This window comes from Nocardia sp. NPDC058633 (assembly GCF_042717045.1).
In the GTDB taxonomy this organism is placed as follows: domain Bacteria; phylum Actinomycetota; class Actinomycetes; order Mycobacteriales; family Mycobacteriaceae; genus Nocardia.
In genome coordinates, this window is the sequence record NZ_JBHXRA010000009.1 from 235,864 (window position 1) to 256,272 (window position 20,409).

A 20,409-nucleotide genomic window follows, 5' to 3' on the forward strand; every position below is an offset into this window, starting at 1 on the left:
AGAGGCCTCGTATGAAATTCCCCCCGTTTCCCTCGACGGTCGCGGCAGTCGCGGTGGCAGGTCTACTCGTCGGCGGGTGTTCGCCCGCGCCCGCCGGAACGGGCTCCCACCCAGCGGGTTCGCCCGCCGTGCAGTGGCGGGCCTGCCCCGACGGCGTCGAAGACCTCACGCACGGAGGCCCACCTCGATTGCGCTGTGTCACTGTCTCTGTGCCGCTGGACTACGACGATCCCGGTGGCACGCAGATCGACCTCACCATCTCCCGGCTACCGTCGGGGAACCCGGACAAGCGACGCGGAGTGCTGCTGCTCAACCCCGGCGGCCCCGGCGGATCCGGGCTGGACCAGCCCACATTCCTTGCCTCGCATGGAATACCGCACAGCGTGCTGGACAGTTACGACCTGATCGGCATGGACACCCGCGGAGTCGGCCACTCCTCGGCCATCAGCTGCGGATTCACCGACGAGGTGAAGTACTACGGCGCGGTACCACCGTACGCAGCCGACGACACAGCGTTCGCCGAACAAGTGGCAACCGCGAAGGAGGTCGCCGCGCGGTGCGCGGCACACGATCAGGACGGGCGGCTGCGCCAGGTGAGCACCGCGAACACAGCCCGCGACCTGGACCGGATCCGGGCCGCACTCGGTGAGGAGAAAGCCAGCTTCCTCGGGTACTCCTACGGCACGGCGCTCGGTGCCGCCTACGCCTCGATGTTCCCGGACCGCTCCGATCGCATCGTGCTCGACAGCAACATCGGCGATACCCATCTCGACGTCGACGGCCTGCGCAGGTACTCGCGTGGAATGGAGGAGACATTTCCGGACTTCGCCCGATGGGCCGCCCTGCGACACGATCGATTCGGGCTGGGCCGCACAGCGCAGCAGGTGCGTGACACGTACTTCCGCCTTGCCGAACGACTCGATCGCCACCCTGTCGACGGAGTCAACGGCATCCTCTTTCGACTGAGCACCTTCGTCACGCTGTACAACCAGAAAAGCTACGAGCAAGCCGCGCACACCTGGAACACCTTGCTGAACCCCGGGGAGGCAGCGCCCGCCGACAGCCCGTCGGTCGACCACGACGCGCTCTCACCGCACGACAACACCTGGTCGGTGTTTCTCGCGGTGACCTGCAACGACGTCGAGTGGCCCGCCGACGTGGCCACCTACCGACAAGCGGTGCGCGAAGACCGCGAGGCGTACCCGCTCTTCGGCGCAGCGGCCGCGAACATCATGCCGTGCGCGTATTGGCGGCACGAGCCGACCGAGCCTCCCGTGACCGTCGACGATCAGGGACCGACCAACATCCTGATCGCGCAGAACCAGCGCGACCCCGTGACACCGCTGCGCGGCGGTGAGCTGCTCGATGAGAAATTCGGCGAACGCTCCCGCTTGGTGACCGTCGACGGAAGCGGGCACGGTGTCTACGTGCTCGGAAAGAACCCGTGCGCCCAGCACATCGTGACCAGCTACCTGGTCGATGGCACCTTGCCCGAGCACGACACGACCTGTCCGCCCGCAACGCCGTAGGCACCTGCCCTCAGCGCGGGTCCTGCGCCCGACCGGGCCGTGCCTGTGCTCGGGCACAAGCAGACCCGGCCGCGCGGGGCGTCAGCAGTCCCGGTTCGCGGCCAGCGCCGCGAGCACATCCAGATCGGCCAGGGCTTCGGCGTCGGTCCCGACCTCGGAAATCGTCGACATGGCCTGCTCGTAGAGTTGCCCGGCCTGCAACCGGCTCCATTCCCGCCCACCCGCGGCTTCGACCAACTCGGCGGCACGCACCAATTCACCGTCGTCCAGCGGCTTTTCGCGGAGATAGAGGTCGGCGAGCGCGCCCGCTTCGGGGGTGTTCGACCGCAATGCGAATACCACCGGCAACGACTTCTTCCGGCTGCGTAGGTCGGAGAACACCGATTTGCCGGTGACGCGCGGGTCACCCCAGATGCCGAGCAGGTCGTCGGTGTGCTGGAAGGCACGGCCGATGCGCCTGCCGAACTCTCGAAGGCGCAGGAGCTCACCGGAGTCCGCGTGGGCGAAGAGACCGCCGAGCGCGGCCGAACAACCGAACAGTGCCCCGGTCTTCTGGTCGACCATGGTGAGGCATTCGTCGACCTCGACATCGCCGCGCTGCTCGAATCCCAGGTCCGCGCACTGGCCCTCGACGAGTTGCAGCACCGAGCGACTCATCAGGTTCGATGCTTCGACGATCGGTGTGTGCGGCGCGGCGGACAGCAAGGTGTAGGCCTGGGCGACCAGCGCGTCGCCGGCGAGGATGGCGGGACCGATTCCGAAAGCGGTCCACGCCGTCGGCCGGTGCCGCCGGGTGGTGTCGCGATCCATCACATCGTCGTGGAGCAACGAGAAGTTGTGCACCAGTTCCACCGCGACGGCCGCGCGTACGGCATCTGCCACGTCCCCGCCGGTCAACCGGGCGGCCGACAGCACGAGCGCCGGGCGAATCGCCTTGCCACCGTCGTGCTTCTCCGGCCGTCCGTCCTTGTCCCACCAGCCGAAGTGGTAACCCACGATAGTGCGCACCGTGGCAGGCATCATCTGCACGGACGCGTGCAGGGTGGCAGCGCAGTGCTCACGGCATTGTTCGAGTACGTCGGCGGCCGTGCGTGAACTCGGCGGCGTCGCGGGTGCTGTCGTCGGTGTCTGCATCGAGATCGGCGTGGTCGCCGCGTGCGGAAGGCTCATCGATTCACCTGCACTTCGGTCAGGGCCCCGAGGGCGTCCGGAACAAGCACTGCCGCAGCGTGATTGGCACTGACTAGGTAAGAGGCGATCGCGCGGTCATCGATGCCGGTGAAGCGAACGTTGATGCCCGGCTCGACCTCGTCGGGTAGACCGGTCTGGCGCAGCCCGATCACGCCGTCGTCGGATTCACCGATCCGCATCGCCAATATCGTGCTGGTCCCGCTCGGCGAGATCGGGATCTTGTCCGAGGGCAGCAGCGGCACATTGCGCCACGCGTGCACTCGTTGTCCCTCGATCTCGGTGTGATCCGGGTAGACGCCACGCGCCGTGCATTCGTGGCCGAACTGGGCGATGACGCGGGGGTGGGCGAGAAAGAACGCGGTCTTGCGGCGGCGTGCCAGCAATCGATCGAGATCATCGGGTGTCGGCCGGCCGGTAGCCGAGCAGAGCCGCTGACTCGGGTCGACGTTGTGCAGCAACCCGTAGTCGTGGTGGGTCAGCAGGTCGCGTTCCTGACGTTCGCGCAATGCCGCTATCGACAGGCGCAGCTGCTGATCGAGCTGGTTCATCGGCTTGTTGTAGAGGTCGGTGACCCGGGTGTGCACGCGCAGCAGCAGTTGCGCGACGCTCAGCTCGAGTTCGCGTGGTCGCTGGTCGTAGTCGACGTAGGTGCCGGGCAGGATCGGTTCGCCCTGCTGGCCCGACAGCACTCCGATCGCCGCCTGACCGTATTTGTCGGCACCGGTTTGTTCGGCGGCGACCGCGGCCCCGACGTCGCCGATGTGGGCGGCGAGGCGGGGCGTGCGGGCGCACAAGGCGTCGAACAGGGCGCGCGGCAGCGCGAGCACCGTGCAGGCGGTGTTCGCGGTGGCGGTGTACTCCCAGATGGCCTGCCCGCCCTGGAGGGTGGCGGCCCCGAGGTGGCTGCCGTCGTCGAGCACGTCGAGTTGTACTTGCTGACCGTATTCGCCGGGGCCGGTGAGGACGACCCGACCGTGGGCGAGCACATAGGCGGCATCGATTTCGTTGCCGAATTCGCAGATCGTCTCCCCCGCCGCGAACTCCTGCTGGCTGAACAGGTGGGCGAGCTCGCGCAAGGTGTCGTCGTCGTCGAAATCGCGCAGCGCGCGCAATTCGCGCAGTTCGGCCGGGACCACCTGATACCGGCCGTTGGCCAGCGTGCAGGTGACGTAGCCGTCTCCGACGGTGTAGGTCAGGCGCCGGTTGACCCGGTACGTTCCGCCGTCGACCTCGACCCAGGGCAGCATGCGCAGCAGCCAGCGGGGGGTGATTCCTTGCATCTGCGGAACGGATTTGGTGGTGGTCGCCAATGTGCGGGCGGCGGCGACACCGAACGCGGTCGGCGGATTCTGGGCAGTGCTGGTCACGAGGAAGTCCTTCCCGGCGAGGTGGCATGGGTGGCGACGGATCCGACACGGGGACGAAGACGGGCGGCGGCGGTGCCGATACCCGAGGGACCCCACGCGTGGACCGGGCGGGCGGCAGTGCGCGGTGGGCTGCCGACCGGGTAGCGCAGGTACTCGGGGCGGTAGCGGCGGGTGCCGCGATGCCAGTGCAGAATGCCCGCGATCCAATCACGCAGTTCATCGATATAGCTGGTCAGCGCCGCGCGAGCGGCGTCGTCGAGCCGGTGGTGTTCGAAAAGGACGGGCAGTTCGTCGTCGACGAGTCGCTGGAACTGTCGCATTCTGGCCCGCATCAAGTCGTCGACGACCGCGGCGGCGGCGTCGCGGTCGCAATCGAAGAACGACTCGACCACCAGGATCGCGTTGTGCAACTCGGCTTCGTATTCGATTTCCTTCTGATACGAGAAGAAGTCGTTGATCAAACAGCCGTAGTCCTGGGCGGCATGTTCGATGCCGCGCATGGTGGTGGACTCGAACACCGCGTCGGGGATCACGCCGCCGCGGGCGATCTTCGACAGCGCGATCGTCAGGTCCGAGCCGAAAGTGCGACGACGCATCTCCAGGTAGTCGACCGGGTCGGGGACGCGATGCTGGATGTGGTTGGCCAGCTCCCACAACCAGCTTTCGGTCATGGATTCCACCGCCTGCCGAAAGGTGCGCCGCACCGTCGGCGACATCGGCCGCGCGGTGCGCGACCACAGGTCGAGCAACGACCGTTCCAGCGGATTGATCGGTGTACCAACAGGTTTCAGGTCCAGGGGCATGAACGTGGACAATCGGGCGTTGCATGCTTTCGCCCCGGCCATCGAGGCGGCACCCTGTGCCGGGGCGAAGACGACCGGAAAGTAGTCGTCGCCCCAGGTGCCCCAGGTGAGCCATTCGGCCGACAGCGTCAGCGCGTCGACGTCCGCGTCGGGATCCAATCCGGCTGAGCACAGGGCGAAATCGAACCCGACCGTGTCCTCGCGGGTCCACAATTGCCGCCCACCGAGCTCGGGCAGCGGGTCGTGGAAGCCGACCTGGTGCGCCCATTCGACACTGGCCGAGCGGGCGGTGGGCAGGTGCGGTGACAGGCTCAGCTCGAACGGCACGTCGAAGTCCGGCAGCGGCAGTTGCCCGGTGCGGCGCAACGGCCGCTGACTGTGACTACGCGCTCCGCCCGGACCGGCCAGACCCTTCCAGAACCCGGGTCTGGCCAGCTCGGTGCCGATCCCCGTGGGACCGAACGACTTCGGGCCCGCCGCCGCGGAGCCGTTCATGTACCGATTGGACCGCAGATGCCATTCGTGGCCACCTGACTGCCAGTCCTGCAGTCCTTGGGCGTACGACAGCGCCGCCGCGCGCTGCACCACGTCGAGCCCGTGCTCGTCGAACAGCAGGGGTAGCTCGGTCAGCACGGTGTTCTCGAACTGGTGGATCCGCGACGTGAGCTGGTCGTTGACGATGCCGGCTGCCTGCTGCGGCGAACAGTCGAAAAACCGCTCCACCACCAGAACTCCGTTGTTCACCTCGCCTTCCTCCTCGGTCTCGCGCTGATACGAGAAGATGTCGTTGCGCAGGTGCACCGCGTCGGAGAACGTGTCCTTCAGCACGCGCATCGGCCGGGTGCCGACGATGGCTTCGGGTATCTCGATGCCGCGGGCGTACTCCACCAGATCCGCCGACCACGGTGCGCCGCCGACTCTGCGCCGCATCTCGATGTAGTCGATGGGATTGGGAATCCGGGCGGTATTGATGTTGCCGATCTCCCAGACGCAGTCGAGCAGCAGGTTGCGGGTGCTTTCCCGGAACCGTTCGCGCCAGCACTGCGACATCGCCGGCACCGTCCGCGTCCACAGGTCGGCGAGACCACGTTCGTCGGGGTTGGTCGGTTCGGGCATCGCGGCACCGTCGGGCGGCATGAAGGTGGCCAGGCGGTCGAGGTATCGCCGTGCGCCGTCCATGTCGCCGGTGCGCTTGAACGCGTCGAGGAAGTGGTCGTCGAAATAGAAGACCCAGGTGTACCAGTCGGTGACGGTGTCGAGCACCGGAGCATCCGCTTCCGGATGGGTGTAGGCGCACAGGCCGGCATAGTCCATGCCGTCGAAACTCGCCTCGTCCCACACCACGTCGCCGCCGACGGTGTCGCCGAGCATCCCCATGTCGTAGGCCCACTGTTTGGTATGTGCCCGTGCCTGTTCCACATGCGGGCTCAGCCGCGCGGGGTGAGCGACGTAGAACTCGGGCAGCTCGAAGGGCTGCACGACGTCAGCCCTCAGCGCCGAGCTGCACGTTCTCCAGGATCGCGAGGGCGTCGGGCACCAGTACGGCGCCCGAGTAGTAGGTGCTGACCAGGTAGGAGATGATCGCTTTGTCGTCGATGCCCATGAAGCGCACATTCAGTCCGGGCTCGTACTCGTCGGGAATCCCGGTCTGTCGCAGGCCGATCACACCCTGGGCCGCCTCACCGGTGCGCATCAACATGATCGATGTGGTTCGGCTGGCCGAGGTGCCGATCTTGTTGCACGGCAGGATCGGCACCCCGCGCCACGACGGCACCCGATGCCCGTTCAGCTCGGTGCCGGCCGGGTAGATACCGCGACGGCTGCATTCGGCGCCGAAGGCGGCGATGGCCTTCGGGTTGGCCAGGAAGAACGCGGGTTCCTTCCAGACCAGGGCGAGCAATTCGTCCATGTCGTCCGGTGTCGGCGCGCCGTTGCGGGTGCTGATCCGCTGTTGCGGTGCGGCGTTGTGCAGCAGCCCGAAGTCGCGATTGTTGACCATCTCGTCTTCCTGGCGTTCGCGCAGTGCCTCGATGGTCAGGCGCAGCTGCTGTTCGATCTGGTCCATCGGCTTGTTGTAGAGGTCGGCGACCCGGCTGTGGACCCGCAGCACCGTCTGCGCGATGCTCAACTCGTATTCACGAGGGGACAGTTCGTAGTCGACGAACGTGCCTTGCAGCTGCGGCTCACCCTCGTGCCCGGAGGCGAGCGCGATCGAACTCTCGCCGTGGGGGTTGGCCCGCTGATCGGCATCCGCGTCGTCGAGACGGGCCATCCGCACGTGCTCGCGCAGTCCTTCGATCCGCGCGCTGACCTCGGCCAGAGCGCGGTCGGTGAGGACCAGGCAGGTGCACGCGGTGACAGCCTTGACGGTGAAGTCCCACGGCTCGACATCGGCACCGAGGATCCGCTCACCGAAGAAGCGGCCGTCGGTCATGATCTCGAGAACGGTCGCCTCACCGTAGGCACCGGTGCCGAGCTTGTCGGCCTTACCGTGGGCGAGCACCACCAGCTCTTCGGCCGGCTGACCGGCTTCGGCGATGATGTCGCCGGGCTCGTACTGCCGTTCGACGAAACAGTCCGAAACCGCTTGCAGGGCAGCATCGTCGGAGTAGTCACGCAGATAGCGCAGCTCACGCAGATCGGGTGCGAGTACCCGGGCATGACCCGCGGTGTCGTAGCAGGTGATCAAGCCGTCACCGACGGTGTAGGTGAGGCGACGGTTGACGCGGTATACACCACCGTCGGCCTGCACCCAGGGCAGCAATTTCAACAGCCATCGCGAGGTGATGCCCTGCATCTGGGGCACGGATTTGGTGGTGGTCGCCAGATTTCGCGCTGCCACAGTGCTGAGGCTCAGCTGCGCGGCGGTGGTGGTTCCAGAGAACGGTTCAGCCAGTTCGGTCATGAGTTCTTCCTTGCTTCGAGAGAGACATGGGAGAAACGAGATGACGCACCACGGGAGACGAACGAATCGGTTATCCCCCGGCTAACGATTGCTGCAGTAGCGATGGTAGTGGACATTGAGCCATCCGCGGAGGCGAATGGAATGAATAGTGTTGTGCGCCTGTATATTTCATCGCTGTTCGCAGTTCCCGGGGAAGCGGAAACGCCATCACTGAGAACTCTCGGCACCGTCGCGGGAGTGCCTGCTGATTGCTGCGACCATCGCGGGGAGCTCGGTCACGCAACCGCGCTTCCGCGGCGAGTGCGGACTGCGCGGCTCATGAGCGTCGACTCGCCGCCGTGGCAGCACCCGCGCTCCCGATGACCAGCAGTAGAGCGGTGAGCGCCCAGCGCCGCTGTTCGACCACCACAGGTTGGGCGACCACCGCTTCCGGCTCCTTCGCGGGCGGCGAAAGGAACTTCGCCGATGGCAAGACCGGTGCCGGCCGGCTCGGCGGCGGCACCGCGGGCGGCGCCAGCGGAATCGGTGCGGGGCCGACCGGCACGCTCGGCGGCGGAGGTGGTTCTCGCGCAGGTGATGGTTCGGGGGTGGGCAGCGGTGTCACCGGTGGCGGTGCCGGTGCGGGCGACGGGACCGGGGGCACCGGGGCCGGGACCGGCGAGGGGAGCGGGAACGGCGCCGGAGCAGGCCGCGGGAGCGGGAGGGGCGGCGCCGGAACAGGAATTTTCGGTCCGTCGAACGGGCGGGCCGGAGCGGGCAACCTCAGTTCCCCGGGGGGCGGCACCGGCGCTGGATCGGCCGGCGCCTCGTAGGAGTGATCAGGAACGGGTATTTCCGGCCGCATGAACGGAGGAACCGCCGGTCTCTCGAATGTCGTTGTCGGCGTGTTGATCTCCGGCCCATCGAGGCCTCCGCCCAGCCCTGGGAGACCTGGCTCCGCGAACGGACCCACGGTGCCCGGAGTCTCCGGTTCCTCGAGCCGAGGCACCGATCGAGGGATCTCGGGCGCCACCGGTCCGGTCGTGATGCCGGGCTGCGGCCGGGGCGTACCCGGGGGCACCTCCGGGGCCGTGGTCGGCGGGGCGAGGCGCGGCGTGCCTCGGGGTACGGCACCGCTCGGTGGCTGGACCGAGGTGAGCATCGGCGTCGAAATGGCCGGTGCGGGCGTGCCCGCCAGGAAGATCGACGGTCGCGGGTCTCGGGTCGCACCCCCTGCCTGCCCGCCGGGCACGGCGAACACCCCGGGAACAGCACCGACCGACCCGGGCACCAACAGGCCTGCTCCCGCCAACAGAGTCGCCCAGAACCCCATTCGCAACGGCCTTTTCACGTCAGTTGCGCCAGTACCGCGTCGAAGGCCGCCGGTGTGATCGCGGCCGCCCGGCCGTAGGGGTTCTGCAGCTCGAAAATGGTGAAGATCATGAAGGTCACCACAGCGGCGAAACTGGCCACCACGACAACATGAACGCGCGCGCTGGTGCCTGCGAACAGCAACGACAAACCCACCGACAGGACCGCACCGAGCGCCAGCGCCACCCACATCATCGGTGACAACGCGCTGCCCGCGGCCTCGACCCTGGCCTGGCGGGCCTCGTAGACCTCCCACAACCGTTCGGCCGCCGCGATCTGGCGCGAACGCTGCCATTCGTCCGTGGCGGAGCTGGCGGCAATGCTGGTGCGCACCGCCGACAGTTGGTTCCACGCACTGTTGTCGACTTCGGCACCGGAGGTCATGGCGGGCCACTCGACCTCGATCACCTCGCCGGTGTAGGCGTGCACAGCACTGGTGATGGTGCCGCGAGCCGGTTCCGGCAACGCGTCGCCCGCCCACTGGAGGGCGAGCAATCGGTCCGCTTCCTCCGATGCGGCTTTCGCCGCACCCGCGTTGGTGTCGAGCACGCCGATGAGCAGAAACGACGCCAAGACCACCTGCAGTCCGCCGACGAGGGTGAACACCTGTCCGACCGACTCGTTGGTGGCTTCGCCGTCGCGGCCGTTGCCGCGCCTGCGCAGCAAGTAGGCGGCGCTCCCGGCCAGTCCCGCGGCCACGATCACCCACAGCAGTGCTTCCCACAGCATGTCTCGGTAGTCCTTCGTCGTCGAGGGGGCGCAGATGCGCGCCGAAGATCACTGAGAGCCTGTTGACCACCGCGGAGGAAAGGGAGGACACGATGCGCAATCTCGTGACCGTCGACCGCGAAATAGCAAAGGGGGCCAGCGATCTCGCGATTAGGCCGCTCGCACAGGGATCGCAATGATCAAGCAAACCGTCGGTTGAGCTCCACGACGCCTGCCGGATGACCGGAATCGGCAGGCGGGGCCAGCCTTCCGCGACAGTCGACCGCACGGTTCTCACCGTCGGTCCTGGCACGACATCCCGGCGAACCTGGCACGGAATGCGAGTGTCGTCGACGCGGCGACGCGAGATGCACCCACCCGTACCACGCCGTCGAATTGCGCTGTTATCCTTGGCCTTTCGAGAGCGACTCAGTTATCGACAGGCGCGGGAAACCGGTGGCGGACCCCGCGCCCTCCCCCGTTTTCCGACGACTGCGGCACCCCTGCGCGGAGGTGGGATATGCACGGCGATGCGGACGCGCACAGGATCGGGGCCGTACGACGGTCGGAGCGCGAAGGGCGGCGCTCCGACCCGACAGCGGTCGATCCGGAGGACTCAGCGCCAGAGAAGTCCGATTTGTTCGGGTTGGGGCAATCGGCGGGCGAATTGATGCGGCCGGGAACCACCTGCCCGCTGGAACGACCGGGCCCGGCCGATGCTCGAGGTGTGATCTTGCGTGGGTCGCGTGATCTGCACCGGGTGGCGTTCGGATGTCGGCTGCACGCCCGAGAGGATTTCGCCGCCACGCTGTGGACCTCGAGCACCGGGTCGGTGCTGCTCGCCCGGCTGCGATCCTCGGACATCACGGCCGAGCGCGGTACCGGCGCCGAGGACGATCACTACAGCCAGTACCTCCAACTGGGTTTGGTGCTGGCCGGACAAGCCACACTCGAGCAGCGGGGCCACCGGTCCACCGCGGTGGCAGGCGAGGCATTCGCGGTGTGCCTCGACAGTCCGTTCCGGTCGGCACTCGCGCGATGTGAAACCCCGGCCACCGACGTGCTGTACCTCTACCTCCCGGTGGATTCGCTGACCGCGTGGGGCCTGGACGCCGCCGCGGCGGGCGGCTGGTCGTGGACGCTGTCGCGGGCAGCGGTTTCGGCACTGTTGTTCGCGCGTGATATCGCTTGTGGCGCAACGAGTCCCGACCATCTGCGTATCGTCGCTCGAATCGACGAGATCCTGTTCCGCGCGGCGGTCGTGGCGCTGCTCGAACGCGATCTCACGGATGCGACCAAGGAACTGACCGCCGAGGATGTGCTACGTCGCCGCGCGGCGGACTTCATCGACCGGAATTTCGCCGATCCAGCGGTGAATCCGGATGCGGTCGCGGTCCGGTTGCACGTGAGCAGGCGAACCCTGTTCCGGGCGTTCGAACTCCAGGGCCTGTCCGTGGGGCGGCTCATCCGCACCCGCAGACTGGCCGCCGCGGCGAGCGCCCTCGGCGACGGCACCCGCAGCCTGCGCGACATCGCCGACAGCTGCGGTTTCCGCACGGTCGACCAGCTCTCACGGGCGTTCCGCGCCAAGTACGGGGTAACCCCCGCTGCCTACCGCACCGCGCGCCGCCGGGAGTCCCTCGCCGCCCGGTGACCGCCGGGCTGTCCGAGAATGTTTCTCTGCCTCACACCGGGTATGCGGACAGCATCACCCGGAAAAGCCGGGGGGGTGCCCGGTCTTCTCACGACCACACCCCTTGTGGAGAACGTTCTCGAGGAGGTCCTATGCCCAACGCCACGCTGACCGGAAAGCGCGTCGCCATCCTGGCCACGGACGGAGTCGAACAGGTCGAACTCGTCCAGCCACGCTCGGCCGTCGAAGACGCAGGCGCCACCACCACGCTGCTCTCGCTCGAATCGGGCACCATCCAGGCCATGAACCACGACGTCGAGAAGGGCGACACCTTCACCGTGGACCAGGTGGTCTCCGAGGTCGGCCCCGACGATTTCGACGCGCTGCTGCTCCCCGGCGGCACCACCAACCCCGACAAGCTGCGCCAGAACCCCGCCGCGGTCGGCTTCGTCAAGGAGTTCGCCGCCACCGGCAAGCCGATCGGCGTGATCTGCCACGGGCCGTGGATCCTCGTCGAAGCCGACGCGGTGCGCGGACGCACCCTCACGTCCTATCCCAGTGTGCGCACCGATATCCGCAATGCGGGTGGCACGGTGGTCGACCGAGAAGTCGTCACCGACAACGGCCTGGTGTCGAGCCGCAACCCGTCCGATCTACCCGCCTTCTGCGCGAAGATCGTCGAAGAGTTCGCCGAGGGCAAACACTGACCGCGAGCAGCGCTGTTTGGGAACCGCTTACCGCGGTACGCCGTAACTGCCGGTCCATACACCGGCTACCGCATTGATTCCAGCCGAAGGAGAACCCATGGTCTCGCAGGACATCATCGCTCAATTGCGGCAGGACATCACCACGGCCGGCGACGCCGGCGACGAAGCAACGGCCCAGCGGCTTCGCGACGAATTGTCCGAAGCGCAGGCCCAGTCCGATGAGCAATCATCCGACAGCGGAAATCGAGAAGGGTAGACCACAGGACACGCAGGCGCGGCGGCTGCCAGGCGCGAACCGGTGCCCGGCTCACCGCCCAGACGGCCCGAAAGAGGGATTCATGTCGATGCAGGTTGCGGACTACGTTCTCGCGCGGTTGCGCGAATGGGATGTCGAGCAGGTGTTCGGATATCCCGGCGACGGCATCAACGGCCTGATCGCCGCGTTCGGGCGAGCCGAGAACTCCCCACGGTTCGTGCAGAGCAGGCACGAGGAGATGTCGGCCTTCCAGGCCACCGGTTACGCGAAGTTCAGCGGCAAGGTCGGCGTGTGTACGGCCACCTCGGGCCCGGGCGCGATCCACCTGCTCAACGGCCTCTACGACGCCAAGCTCGATCATGTGCCCGTGGTCGCCATCGTCGGACAGACCGCTCGCAGCGCGATGGGTGGCAGCTACCAGCAGGAAGTGGACCTGCAGTCGCTGTTCAAGGATGTGGCCTCGGACTACCTCGTGGAGGTCAATGTCGCCAACCAACTGCCCAACGCACTGGATCGGGCGATCCGCACCGCCCTGACCCGCCGCGCGCCGACCGCGGTGATCATCCCCGCGGACCTGCAGGAACAGCCCTACGAGCCACCCGCGCACGCATTCAAACAGGTACCGTCCAGCCCGCCGAGCCGCTCGTGGAGCACCTCGGTCCCCTCGCACGCGGAGATCGAGCGAGCGGCGGAGGTGATCAATGCCGGAACCAAGCTCGCCGTGCTCATCGGCCAGGGTGCGCGCGGAGCGGCCGACGAGGTGTCCGAGGTCGCCGAGTTGCGCGGCGCGGGCATCGCCAAGGCGCTGCTGGGCAAGGATGTGCTCCCCGACGACCTGCCGTTCGTCACCGGTGCGATCGGGCTGCTCGGCACCCGGGCGAGCTATGAGCTGATGCGCGACTGCGACACCCTGCTGATCGTCGGCTCCAACTTCCCCTACAGCCAGTTCCTGCCCGAACTCGATCAGGCCAGGGCCGTACAGATCGACGTGGACGGCGCGCTGATCGGGATGCGCTATCCGACCGAGGTGAACCTGGTCGGTGACGCGAAAACCACACTGCGCGCACTCATCCCGCTGCTGCGACGCCAGGACGACCGTGCCTGGCGCGACACCGTCGAGCAGAACGTGCGGCACTGGTGGCAGACGTTGGAACACCAGTGCATGCTCGGCGCCGAGCCCGCCAACCCGATGCGGGTGGTGTGGGAGCTGTCCCAGCGCATTCCGGACAACGCGATCATCACCGCGGATTCGGGCTCGTCCACCAACTGGTACGCCCGCTGCCTGCGCATGCGCGGCGCCATGCGCGGCTCGCTGTCGGGCACACTGGCCAGTATGGGCGTCGGCGTTCCCTACGCCATCGGCGCCAAGTTCGCGCACCCGGACCGCCCGGTGATCGCCTTGGTCGGCGACGGTGCGATGCAGATGAACGGCCTCAACGAGCTGATGACGATCCGTCGCTACCAGGATCTGTGGGCCGATCAGCGGCTGGTCGTGTGCGTCTTCCACAACAACGACCTCAATCAGGTCACCTGGGAACTGCGCGGCATGGGCGGGGCACCGAAATTCGAAGAGTCGCAGACACTTCCGGACGTCTCCTACGCTGATATCGCTCGCTGTACGGGCGTCGAGGCGATCACTGTCGACAACTCCGACGACATCGGCGCCGCCTGGGATCGCGCCTTCGCCGCGGACCGCCCGATACTGCTCGACATCCACTGCGATCCCGAGGTGCCGCCCATCCCCCCGCACGCGACCTTCGAGCAGATCAAGGACATGGGCCGCGCCGTCCTGCAGGGCGATCCGGGAGCGTGGCACCTGCTGGTGCAGGGCGTGAAAAGCAAGGCCCAGGAATTTCGGCCTTGATCACCGACCGCATCGAGCGCACACGACACCGGGTGCCGAGCTGCCGAAGGCGCCGATTACAGTGCGATAGCGCACAATTCGGTGGATCTTCGGTATTCGTTCGATGAAATTCCCGAGCCGTTCCGCTGCCGGCTTTTCCGTGCACTTTCGCAGGGCGCATCGGTAGCGAATACACGCGCCGTCCGGCGAATAGTTGTCTGTTTCCAGAAAACGAGGAAAACTGCGAACGTGCCCACAGACGTGGAGTTCCAGAAAATGCTGCGGGGAGTCTCGGTGCGCGTGACGGCACCGCGGGTCGCCGTGCTGCGCGTGGTTCATGACCACCCGCATGCCGACACGGAGTCGATCATCCGTGCCGTGCGGTCCCGGTTGTCGGTGGTGTCGCACCAGGCCGTCTACGATTCCTTGCGCACGCTCACTGCCGCCGGCCTGCTCCGATGCATCCAGCCTCGCGGCCTGCTGGCCCGCTACGAGACCCGAGTCGGCGACAACCACCATCACCTCATCTGCCGGGCGTGCGGGTTGATCGGCGATGTCGACTGCCAAGTCGGCGAAGCGCCCTGCCTGACCGCCTCCGACAACCTAGGCTTCGCGATCGACGAAGCCGAAGTCATCTACTGGGGCCTGTGCCCCGATTGCGCGACCTGAACGCCCACCGAACACGATGCCGCTCGCAGTCCGTTAGACCCGTCCAGGAAGGAATATCGTGACCTCCGATAGCCGCCCGCCTGCTCCTGACACCGATACTCACAGCACCAGCGAGAGCGAGAACCCGGCGATCCCCTCGCCCACGCCGAAGACCGACCAGCGCCCCCACACCAACAAGGACTGGTGGCCGGAACAGATCGATGTCTCGGTGTTGCACGCGCACTCGTCGAAGTCCAACCCGCTGGGCGAGGACTTCGACTACGCCGCCGAATTCGCCCAGCTCGACGTCGAAGCCCTCAAAGCCGACATCGCCGCCGTGCTGACCGATTCGCAGGACTGGTGGCCCGCCGACTACGGCAACTACGGCGGTCTGTTCATCCGGATGAGCTGGCACGCGGCGGGCACCTATCGCATCGCCGACGGACGCGGCGGTGGTGGCCAGGGCGCGCAGCGTTTCGCCCCGCTCAACAGCTGGCCCGACAACGCCAACCTCGACAAGGCCCGTCGGCTCCTGTGGCCGGTCAAGCAGAAGTACGGCAACAAGATCTCCTGGGCCGACCTGCTCGTGTTCACCGGCAACGTGGCCCTCGAGTCGATGGGATTCCAGACCTTCGGCTTCGGCTTCGGCCGTCCCGATATCTGGGAACCCGAGGAGATGTTCTGGGGGCCGGAGGACACCTGGCTCGGCGACGAACGCTACAGCGGTGAGCGTGAGCTGTCGGGACCGCTGGGCGCGGTCCAGATGGGCCTGATCTACGTGAATCCGGAAGGGCCCAACGGCAGGCCCGATCCCGTGGCCGCGGCACGCGATATCCGCGAGACCTTCGGACGCATGGCGATGAACGACGAGGAGACCGCCGCCCTGATCGTCGGCGGTCACAGTTTCGGCAAGACCCACGGCGCGGGTGATCCGAGCCTGGTCGGCCCCGAGCCCGAAGCCGCCCCGTTGCAGCAGCAGGGTCTGGGCTGGAAGAGCGGCTACGGCACGGGCAAGGGCAAGGACGCGATCACCAGCGGCTTGGAAGTCGTGTGGACCGCCACCCCGACCAAGTGGAGCAACGGCTTTTTGCAGAACCTCTACGGTTTCGAGTGGGAGCTCACCAAGAGCCCGGCCGGAGCCTGGCAGTGGAAGCCGAAAGACGGTGCGGGCGAAGGCCTGATCCCTGATCCTTTCGGTGGTCCCGCGCGCACCCCGACGATGCTGACCACCGACCTGGCCCTGCGTGAAGACCCGATCTACGCCGAGATCACCCGCCGCTGGCTCGACCACCCGCAGGAGCTGTCCGAGGCGTTCGCGAAGGCCTGGTACAAACTGCTGCACCGCGACATGGGACCCGTCAGTCGCTATCTCGGCCCCTGGGTTCCCGAGACTCAGCTGTGGCAGGACCCGGTGCCCGCCGTCGACCACCCGCTGGTCGACGCGCAGGACATCGCCGCGCTGAAGAACACCGTCCTCGAATCCGGCCTGTCGATCTCGCAACTGGTCAAGACGGCGTGGGCGTCGGCGGCGAGCTTCCGCAGCACCGACAAACGCGGTGGCGCGAACGGCGCCCGGATCCGGCTCGAACCCCAGCGCAGCTGGGAGGTCAACGAGCCGGCCGAACTGGCGACGGTGCTGCAGGTCCTCGAGCGGATCCAGCAGGACTTCAACGCCTCGGCCACGGGCGGCAAGCGGGTGTCCTTGGCCGACCTGATCATCCTGGCCGGTTCGGCGGCGGTCGAGAAGGCCGCCGCCGACGCCGGTTACGAGGTCGCCGTGCCGTTCTCGCCCGGGCGCACCGACACGTCGCAGGACAACACCGATGTGGACACCTTCGACGTGCTCGAACCGCGGGCCGACGGGTTCCGCAACTACGTGCGTCCCGGCGAGAAGGCTCCGCTCGAGCGTCTGCTGCTCGACCGCGCGTACATGCTCGACGTGACCGCGCCGCAACTGACGGTGCTGATCGGCGGGCTGCGCGCGCTCGGCGCCAACTTCGGCGGCAGCGCGCACGGCGTCTTCACCGACCGGGTGGGCGTTCTGTCGAACGACTTCTTCGTGAATCTGCTGGATCAGAACACCGAGTGGCAGGTTTCGGAGTCTTCGGAGAACGTCTTCGACGGTCTCGACCGGCGTTCCGGCGAGAAGCGATGGACGGCCACGGCCAACGACCTCGTCTTCGGCTCGCATTCGGTGCTGCGCTCGGTGGCCGAGGTGTACGCGCAGAAGGACGCGGGCGCGAAGTTCGTCGACGACTTCATCGCCGCCTGGGTCAAGGTGGTCGACAACGACCGGTTCGACCTGCGCTGAGCTGTCTCGAGCCCGGTCGACCGACTGGTCGGCCGGGCTCGATCCGTCACAAGGCCTGCCCTCGATCGACGGGTGCGGCATCGGATGTGCTGTCGCACACTGTCGGCGACCGATAGCCGAGAAATAGCACCAGTTAATTAGGTTAGGTTTACTTCTGCTACGTTGCCAGTGCGTCTCCGGTGCGAGTGTGGTCGATGGCCAAGCGCGATCGAGCGGGGCGACAGCCATCCACCGGACGAGCAGAAAGCACTGACGAGCATGAAGATTTCCGTGGGCCGGATCAGCCTCGTGTGCGTCACCGCCGCGTTGGCGAGTGCGCTCGTCGCCTGTGGGCAATCCGAGCAGGTCGACGACACCGGCGCCGCGGGCGGCGGCGAGAGCAGCACGAGCTACCCGCTCACCCTCGACAACTGCGGCCAGAAGGTCACCCTCGACGCCGCACCGCGTCGAGTGGTGTCGCTGGACCAGGGCTCCACCGAGATCCTGCTGTCGCTGGGTCTCGGTGACCGCGTGGTGGGCACCGCCTCCTGGACGGATCCGATTCGCGAGACCCTGGCGGAGGCGAACAGATCCGTGCCCCGGCTCGCGGACAACGCACCGACCTACGAGGTCGTCCTCGACGCCGACCCGGACTTCGTCACCGCGTCGTTCGGCAGACACTTCAAGCAGGGCGGGGTGGCCGAGCGCGCCCGCTTCGCCGAGACCGGCATCGACTCCTACCTCTCGCCCACCGACTGCGAGAACGGCGTCAGCATCAACGGCGGTGCCAAGCGCACCACGCCGCTGACGATGGAGGCGCTGTATCAGGAGATCGGCGAGCTGGCCACCGTGTTCGACGTGCCGCGTCGCGGTGCGCAGCTCGTCGACGAACTGCGCGCCCGCGAGGCCGCTGCGATCGCGGGCATCGAGAAGTCCGAGGTGTCGATGGCGTTCTGGTTCGCCGACACCAAGAGCCCGTACGTGGCGGGCGGTCTGGGATCGGCGAGCCTGCTCGCCACCACGGTCGGCGCCACCAACGTGTTCTCGGATCTGACCGACGACTGGCCCGCGGTCGGCTGGGAGACCATGGTGGAACGCAACCCCGACGTGCTCGTCCTCGGCGACCTCCTGCGCAACCGTTTCCCCGGCGACCTGCTGGCCGACAAGATCGCCTTCCTCGAATCCGATCCGGTGACACGCAACCTCGACGCCGTCCGCGCCCGGCGATACATCGCGCTGCGCGGTGCGGAGATGAACCCGTCGATCCGCGCCGTCGACGGCCTGGAGAAGGTCGCCGCGGGCCTTCGCGACGTGAAGGTGCCGAACTGACCGCCCTGCGCGACCGCGCCGAGGCCGCCGCCGCACCGATGCGGCGGCGGCCATGGGTCATCGCGTCGCTGATCGTCGTCGGCGGGACCGTCGCGCTCGCGTTGTCCATCCTCGTCGCGGTCACCCTCGGCCCCGCGGACGTCTCCCTGGTGAACGTCCGCGATGTGCTGCTCAATCACCTCGGGCTCACCGACGTGCCGGTGCGTGTGTCGAAGAACGCCATCGTCTGGGAGGAACGTCTGCCCCGCGCGCTGGTGGCCGCCGCGTGCGGCGCCGGACTCGGCATCTGCGGTGTGATCATGCAGTCGTTGCTGCGCAACCCGCTCGCGGACCCGTTCGTCCTCGGCATCTCCTCCGGGGCGTCGACCGGCGCCGTGATCGTCGGGGTGCTCGGTGTCGGCGGGGCCGCGATCGGCCTGTCCGGCGGTGCGTTCATCGGCTCGCTGGTCGCGTTCGGGTTGGTGTTGCTGCTCGCCCGGATGTCCGGCGGCAGCAACGACCGGGTCATCCTCGCCGGTGTCGCGAGCACGCAGTTGTTCTCGGCGCTCACCTCGTTCGTCATCTTCGCCTTCGCCGATTCCGACGAAACCCGCGGCGTGATGTTCTGGCTGCTCGGTTCGCTCGAAGGCGTGCGCTGGGACGACGTCGTGCTGTGCGCGGTGGTGGTGTTGCTCGGGACGGCGGTGTGCCTGTACTTCGCCTATGTGCTCGACGCCTTCTCGTTCGGCGACGATGTCGCGGCCTCGCTCGGCATCGCGGTCGGGAAGGTCCGGCTCATGCTCCTGCTGGTCACGGCGCTGATCACCGCGACCCTGGTCAGTGTCGCCGGCGCGATCGGGTTCGTCGGACTCGTGCTCCCGCACGTGGCGCGCTTCCTCGTCGGTCCCCGGCACAGTCGGCTGATTCCCGCGACGGCATTGCTGGGCGCGGTGTTCATGGTGTGGGTCGACGCGGGCTCGCGCGTCGCCTTCGCACCAACCCCGTTGCCGGTGGGTGTCGGCACCGCCCTGGTCGGTGTCCCCGCGTTCATCGTCATCCTGTCCCGGCGAAGGAGTGCGCAGTGACCCTGCACGCAGATGCTGTCACCTGGAACCGGGGTGGCGCGCTCGTCGTCGACGGGGTCACGGTGACGCCGTCGCAGGGCGAAACCGTGGGCCTGCTCGGTCCGAACGGGTCGGGCAAGTCGTCGCTGCTTCGCCTGCTCAACGGTGTGGTGCGACCGACCTCGGGCGTGGTGACCCTCGACGGCACCGATCTCGCGACCACCAAGCGCAGGGAGATCGCCCGCGCGGTGGCCGTGGTGAGCCAGCACGCCGACACCGACGTCGACATCACCGTCCGCGATGTCGTGCGCCTCGGACGCATCCCGCACCGTGGCACGTTCGGCGGCAACCAGTCCGCCGACGACGCCGCGGTGGCGGCCGCGCTCGAGCACACCGGCCTCACCTCGAAAGCGGACCGGCTCTGGCATCGACTCTCCGGTGGGGAGAAGCAGCGCGTGCAGATCGCCCGAGCCCTGGCGCAGCAACCCCGCGAACTGCTGCTCGACGAACCGACCAACCATCTCGACATCCATCATCAGCTGGAATTGCTCGCCCTGGTCACCCGGCTGCCGGTCACCAGCGTGATCGCGCTGCACGACCTCAACCTCGCCGCCATGTTCTGCGACACGGTGATCGTGTTGAAGGAGGGCCGGGTCGTGGCGGGCGGACCGCCCACCGATGTCCTCACCTCCGAGCTGATCGCCCAGGTCTACAACGTCCGGGCCGAGGTGCTCGTCGACGAGGCCAAGGGGCGGCTGTCCATCCTGTTCGAGCCGGGACCGATTCCCGTTCCCGTGCGCTGAGACG

15 protein-coding genes are annotated in these 20,409 nt (G+C 67.5%); 10 read left to right on the forward strand and 5 right to left on the reverse strand.

The window, feature by feature from the left end:
- Positions 1-11 precede the first annotated feature (11 nt).
- Positions 12-1,529 (forward strand): alpha/beta hydrolase, encoded by a 1,518-nt coding sequence (locus ACFWUR_RS14450; protein WP_378906798.1) that lies wholly within the window; start codon positions 12-14, stop codon positions 1,527-1,529.
- Between the two features lie 81 nt (positions 1,530-1,610).
- Here the strand turns inward: ACFWUR_RS14450 and ACFWUR_RS14455 are convergent, their stop codons facing one another.
- The 5 genes from ACFWUR_RS14455 to ACFWUR_RS14475 all read right to left on the reverse strand — a co-directional run bounded on the left by ACFWUR_RS14455 (position 1,611) and on the right by ACFWUR_RS14475 (position 9,874).
- Entirely contained in the window at positions 1,611-2,699 is a 1,089-nt protein-coding gene (locus tag ACFWUR_RS14455) for a family 2 encapsulin nanocompartment cargo protein polyprenyl transferase (RefSeq protein ID WP_378906800.1), read from the reverse strand.
- Positions 2,696-4,087 carry a family 2B encapsulin nanocompartment shell protein gene (locus ACFWUR_RS14460; protein WP_378906802.1) on the reverse strand — a complete coding sequence of 464 codons (1,392 nt, stop codon included), beginning with the start codon at positions 4,085-4,087 and terminating at the stop codon, positions 2,696-2,698. The genes ACFWUR_RS14455 and ACFWUR_RS14460 overlap by 4 nt, the downstream gene beginning before the upstream one ends.
- Entirely contained in the window at positions 4,084-6,369 is a 2,286-nt protein-coding gene (locus ACFWUR_RS14465; protein ID WP_378906804.1) for a germacradienol/geosmin synthase, read from the reverse strand. Before ACFWUR_RS14465 ends, ACFWUR_RS14460 begins: the two co-directional genes overlap by 4 nt.
- Before the next feature lie 4 nt (positions 6,370-6,373).
- Positions 6,374-7,795, reverse strand: a complete 1,422-nt coding sequence (locus ACFWUR_RS14470) for a family 2B encapsulin nanocompartment shell protein (RefSeq protein ID WP_378906806.1) — start codon at positions 7,793-7,795, stop codon at positions 6,374-6,376.
- A gap of 1,326 nt (positions 7,796-9,121) precedes the next feature.
- Entirely contained in the window at positions 9,122-9,874 is a 753-nt protein-coding gene (locus ACFWUR_RS14475; RefSeq protein ID WP_378906808.1) for a hypothetical protein, read from the reverse strand.
- A 706-nt stretch (positions 9,875-10,580) separates the two neighbouring features.
- Here ACFWUR_RS14475 and ACFWUR_RS14480 point away from each other — a divergent pair.
- The 9 genes from ACFWUR_RS14480 (at position 10,581) to ACFWUR_RS14520 (ending at position 20,405) form a co-directional block, all read left to right on the forward strand.
- Entirely contained in the window at positions 10,581-11,507 is a 927-nt protein-coding gene (locus ACFWUR_RS14480) for a helix-turn-helix transcriptional regulator (RefSeq protein WP_378906810.1), read from the forward strand.
- Between the two features lie 131 nt (positions 11,508-11,638).
- Positions 11,639-12,193 (forward strand): type 1 glutamine amidotransferase domain-containing protein, encoded by a 555-nt coding sequence (locus ACFWUR_RS14485; protein WP_378906812.1) that lies wholly within the window; start codon positions 11,639-11,641, stop codon positions 12,191-12,193.
- Positions 12,194-12,290: 97 nt separating this feature from the next.
- A complete protein-coding gene (locus ACFWUR_RS14490) occupies positions 12,291-12,449 on the forward strand; it encodes a hypothetical protein (protein ID WP_378906814.1) in 159 nt (52 codons plus the stop codon).
- Between the two features lie 82 nt (positions 12,450-12,531).
- Positions 12,532-14,313: a thiamine pyrophosphate-requiring protein gene (locus ACFWUR_RS14495; protein WP_378906816.1), complete on the forward strand. Its 1,782-nt coding sequence runs from the start codon at positions 12,532-12,534 to the stop codon at positions 14,311-14,313.
- A 228-nt stretch (positions 14,314-14,541) separates the two neighbouring features.
- Positions 14,542-14,961: a Fur family transcriptional regulator gene (locus ACFWUR_RS14500; RefSeq protein WP_378906897.1), complete on the forward strand. Its 420-nt coding sequence runs from the start codon at positions 14,542-14,544 to the stop codon at positions 14,959-14,961.
- A 58-nt stretch (positions 14,962-15,019) separates the two neighbouring features.
- Positions 15,020-17,251: a catalase/peroxidase HPI gene (gene katG, locus ACFWUR_RS14505; RefSeq protein WP_378906818.1), complete on the forward strand. Its 2,232-nt coding sequence runs from the start codon at positions 15,020-15,022 to the stop codon at positions 17,249-17,251.
- A gap of 258 nt (positions 17,252-17,509) precedes the next feature.
- Positions 17,510-18,559, forward strand: coding sequence for an ABC transporter substrate-binding protein (locus tag ACFWUR_RS14510; RefSeq protein ID WP_378906820.1), 1,050 nt, complete (start codon positions 17,510-17,512; stop codon positions 18,557-18,559).
- A gap of 38 nt (positions 18,560-18,597) precedes the next feature.
- Positions 18,598-19,623, forward strand: coding sequence for a FecCD family ABC transporter permease (locus ACFWUR_RS14515; RefSeq protein ID WP_378906822.1), 1,026 nt, complete (start codon positions 18,598-18,600; stop codon positions 19,621-19,623).
- Positions 19,620-20,405, forward strand: coding sequence for an ABC transporter ATP-binding protein (locus ACFWUR_RS14520; protein WP_378906824.1), 786 nt, complete (start codon positions 19,620-19,622; stop codon positions 20,403-20,405). Before ACFWUR_RS14515 ends, ACFWUR_RS14520 begins: the two co-directional genes overlap by 4 nt.
- The last annotated feature ends 4 nt before the right edge of the window (positions 20,406-20,409 follow it).

Bases quoted from the DNA above. Each gene is read 5' to 3' on its own strand.
- ACFWUR_RS14515 (WP_378906822.1), top strand. From the start codon at position 18,598: ATGCGGCGGCGGCCATGGGTCATCGCGTCGCTGATCGTCGTCGGCGGG.
- ACFWUR_RS14510 (WP_378906820.1), top strand. From the start codon at position 17,510: ATGAAGATTTCCGTGGGCCGGATCAGCCTCGTGTGCGTCACCGCCGCG.
- ACFWUR_RS14455 (WP_378906800.1), bottom strand. From the start codon at position 2,699: ATGAGCCTTCCGCACGCGGCGACCACGCCGATCTCGATGCAGACACCG.
- ACFWUR_RS14495 (WP_378906816.1), top strand. From the start codon at position 12,532: ATGTCGATGCAGGTTGCGGACTACGTTCTCGCGCGGTTGCGCGAATGG.
- ACFWUR_RS14475 (WP_378906808.1), bottom strand. From the start codon at position 9,874: ATGCTGTGGGAAGCACTGCTGTGGGTGATCGTGGCCGCGGGACTGGCC.
- ACFWUR_RS14485 (WP_378906812.1), top strand. From the start codon at position 11,639: ATGCCCAACGCCACGCTGACCGGAAAGCGCGTCGCCATCCTGGCCACG.
- ACFWUR_RS14450 (WP_378906798.1), top strand. From the start codon at position 12: ATGAAATTCCCCCCGTTTCCCTCGACGGTCGCGGCAGTCGCGGTGGCA.
- ACFWUR_RS14470 (WP_378906806.1), bottom strand. From the start codon at position 7,795: ATGACCGAACTGGCTGAACCGTTCTCTGGAACCACCACCGCCGCGCAG.
- ACFWUR_RS14490 (WP_378906814.1), top strand. From the start codon at position 12,291: ATGGTCTCGCAGGACATCATCGCTCAATTGCGGCAGGACATCACCACG.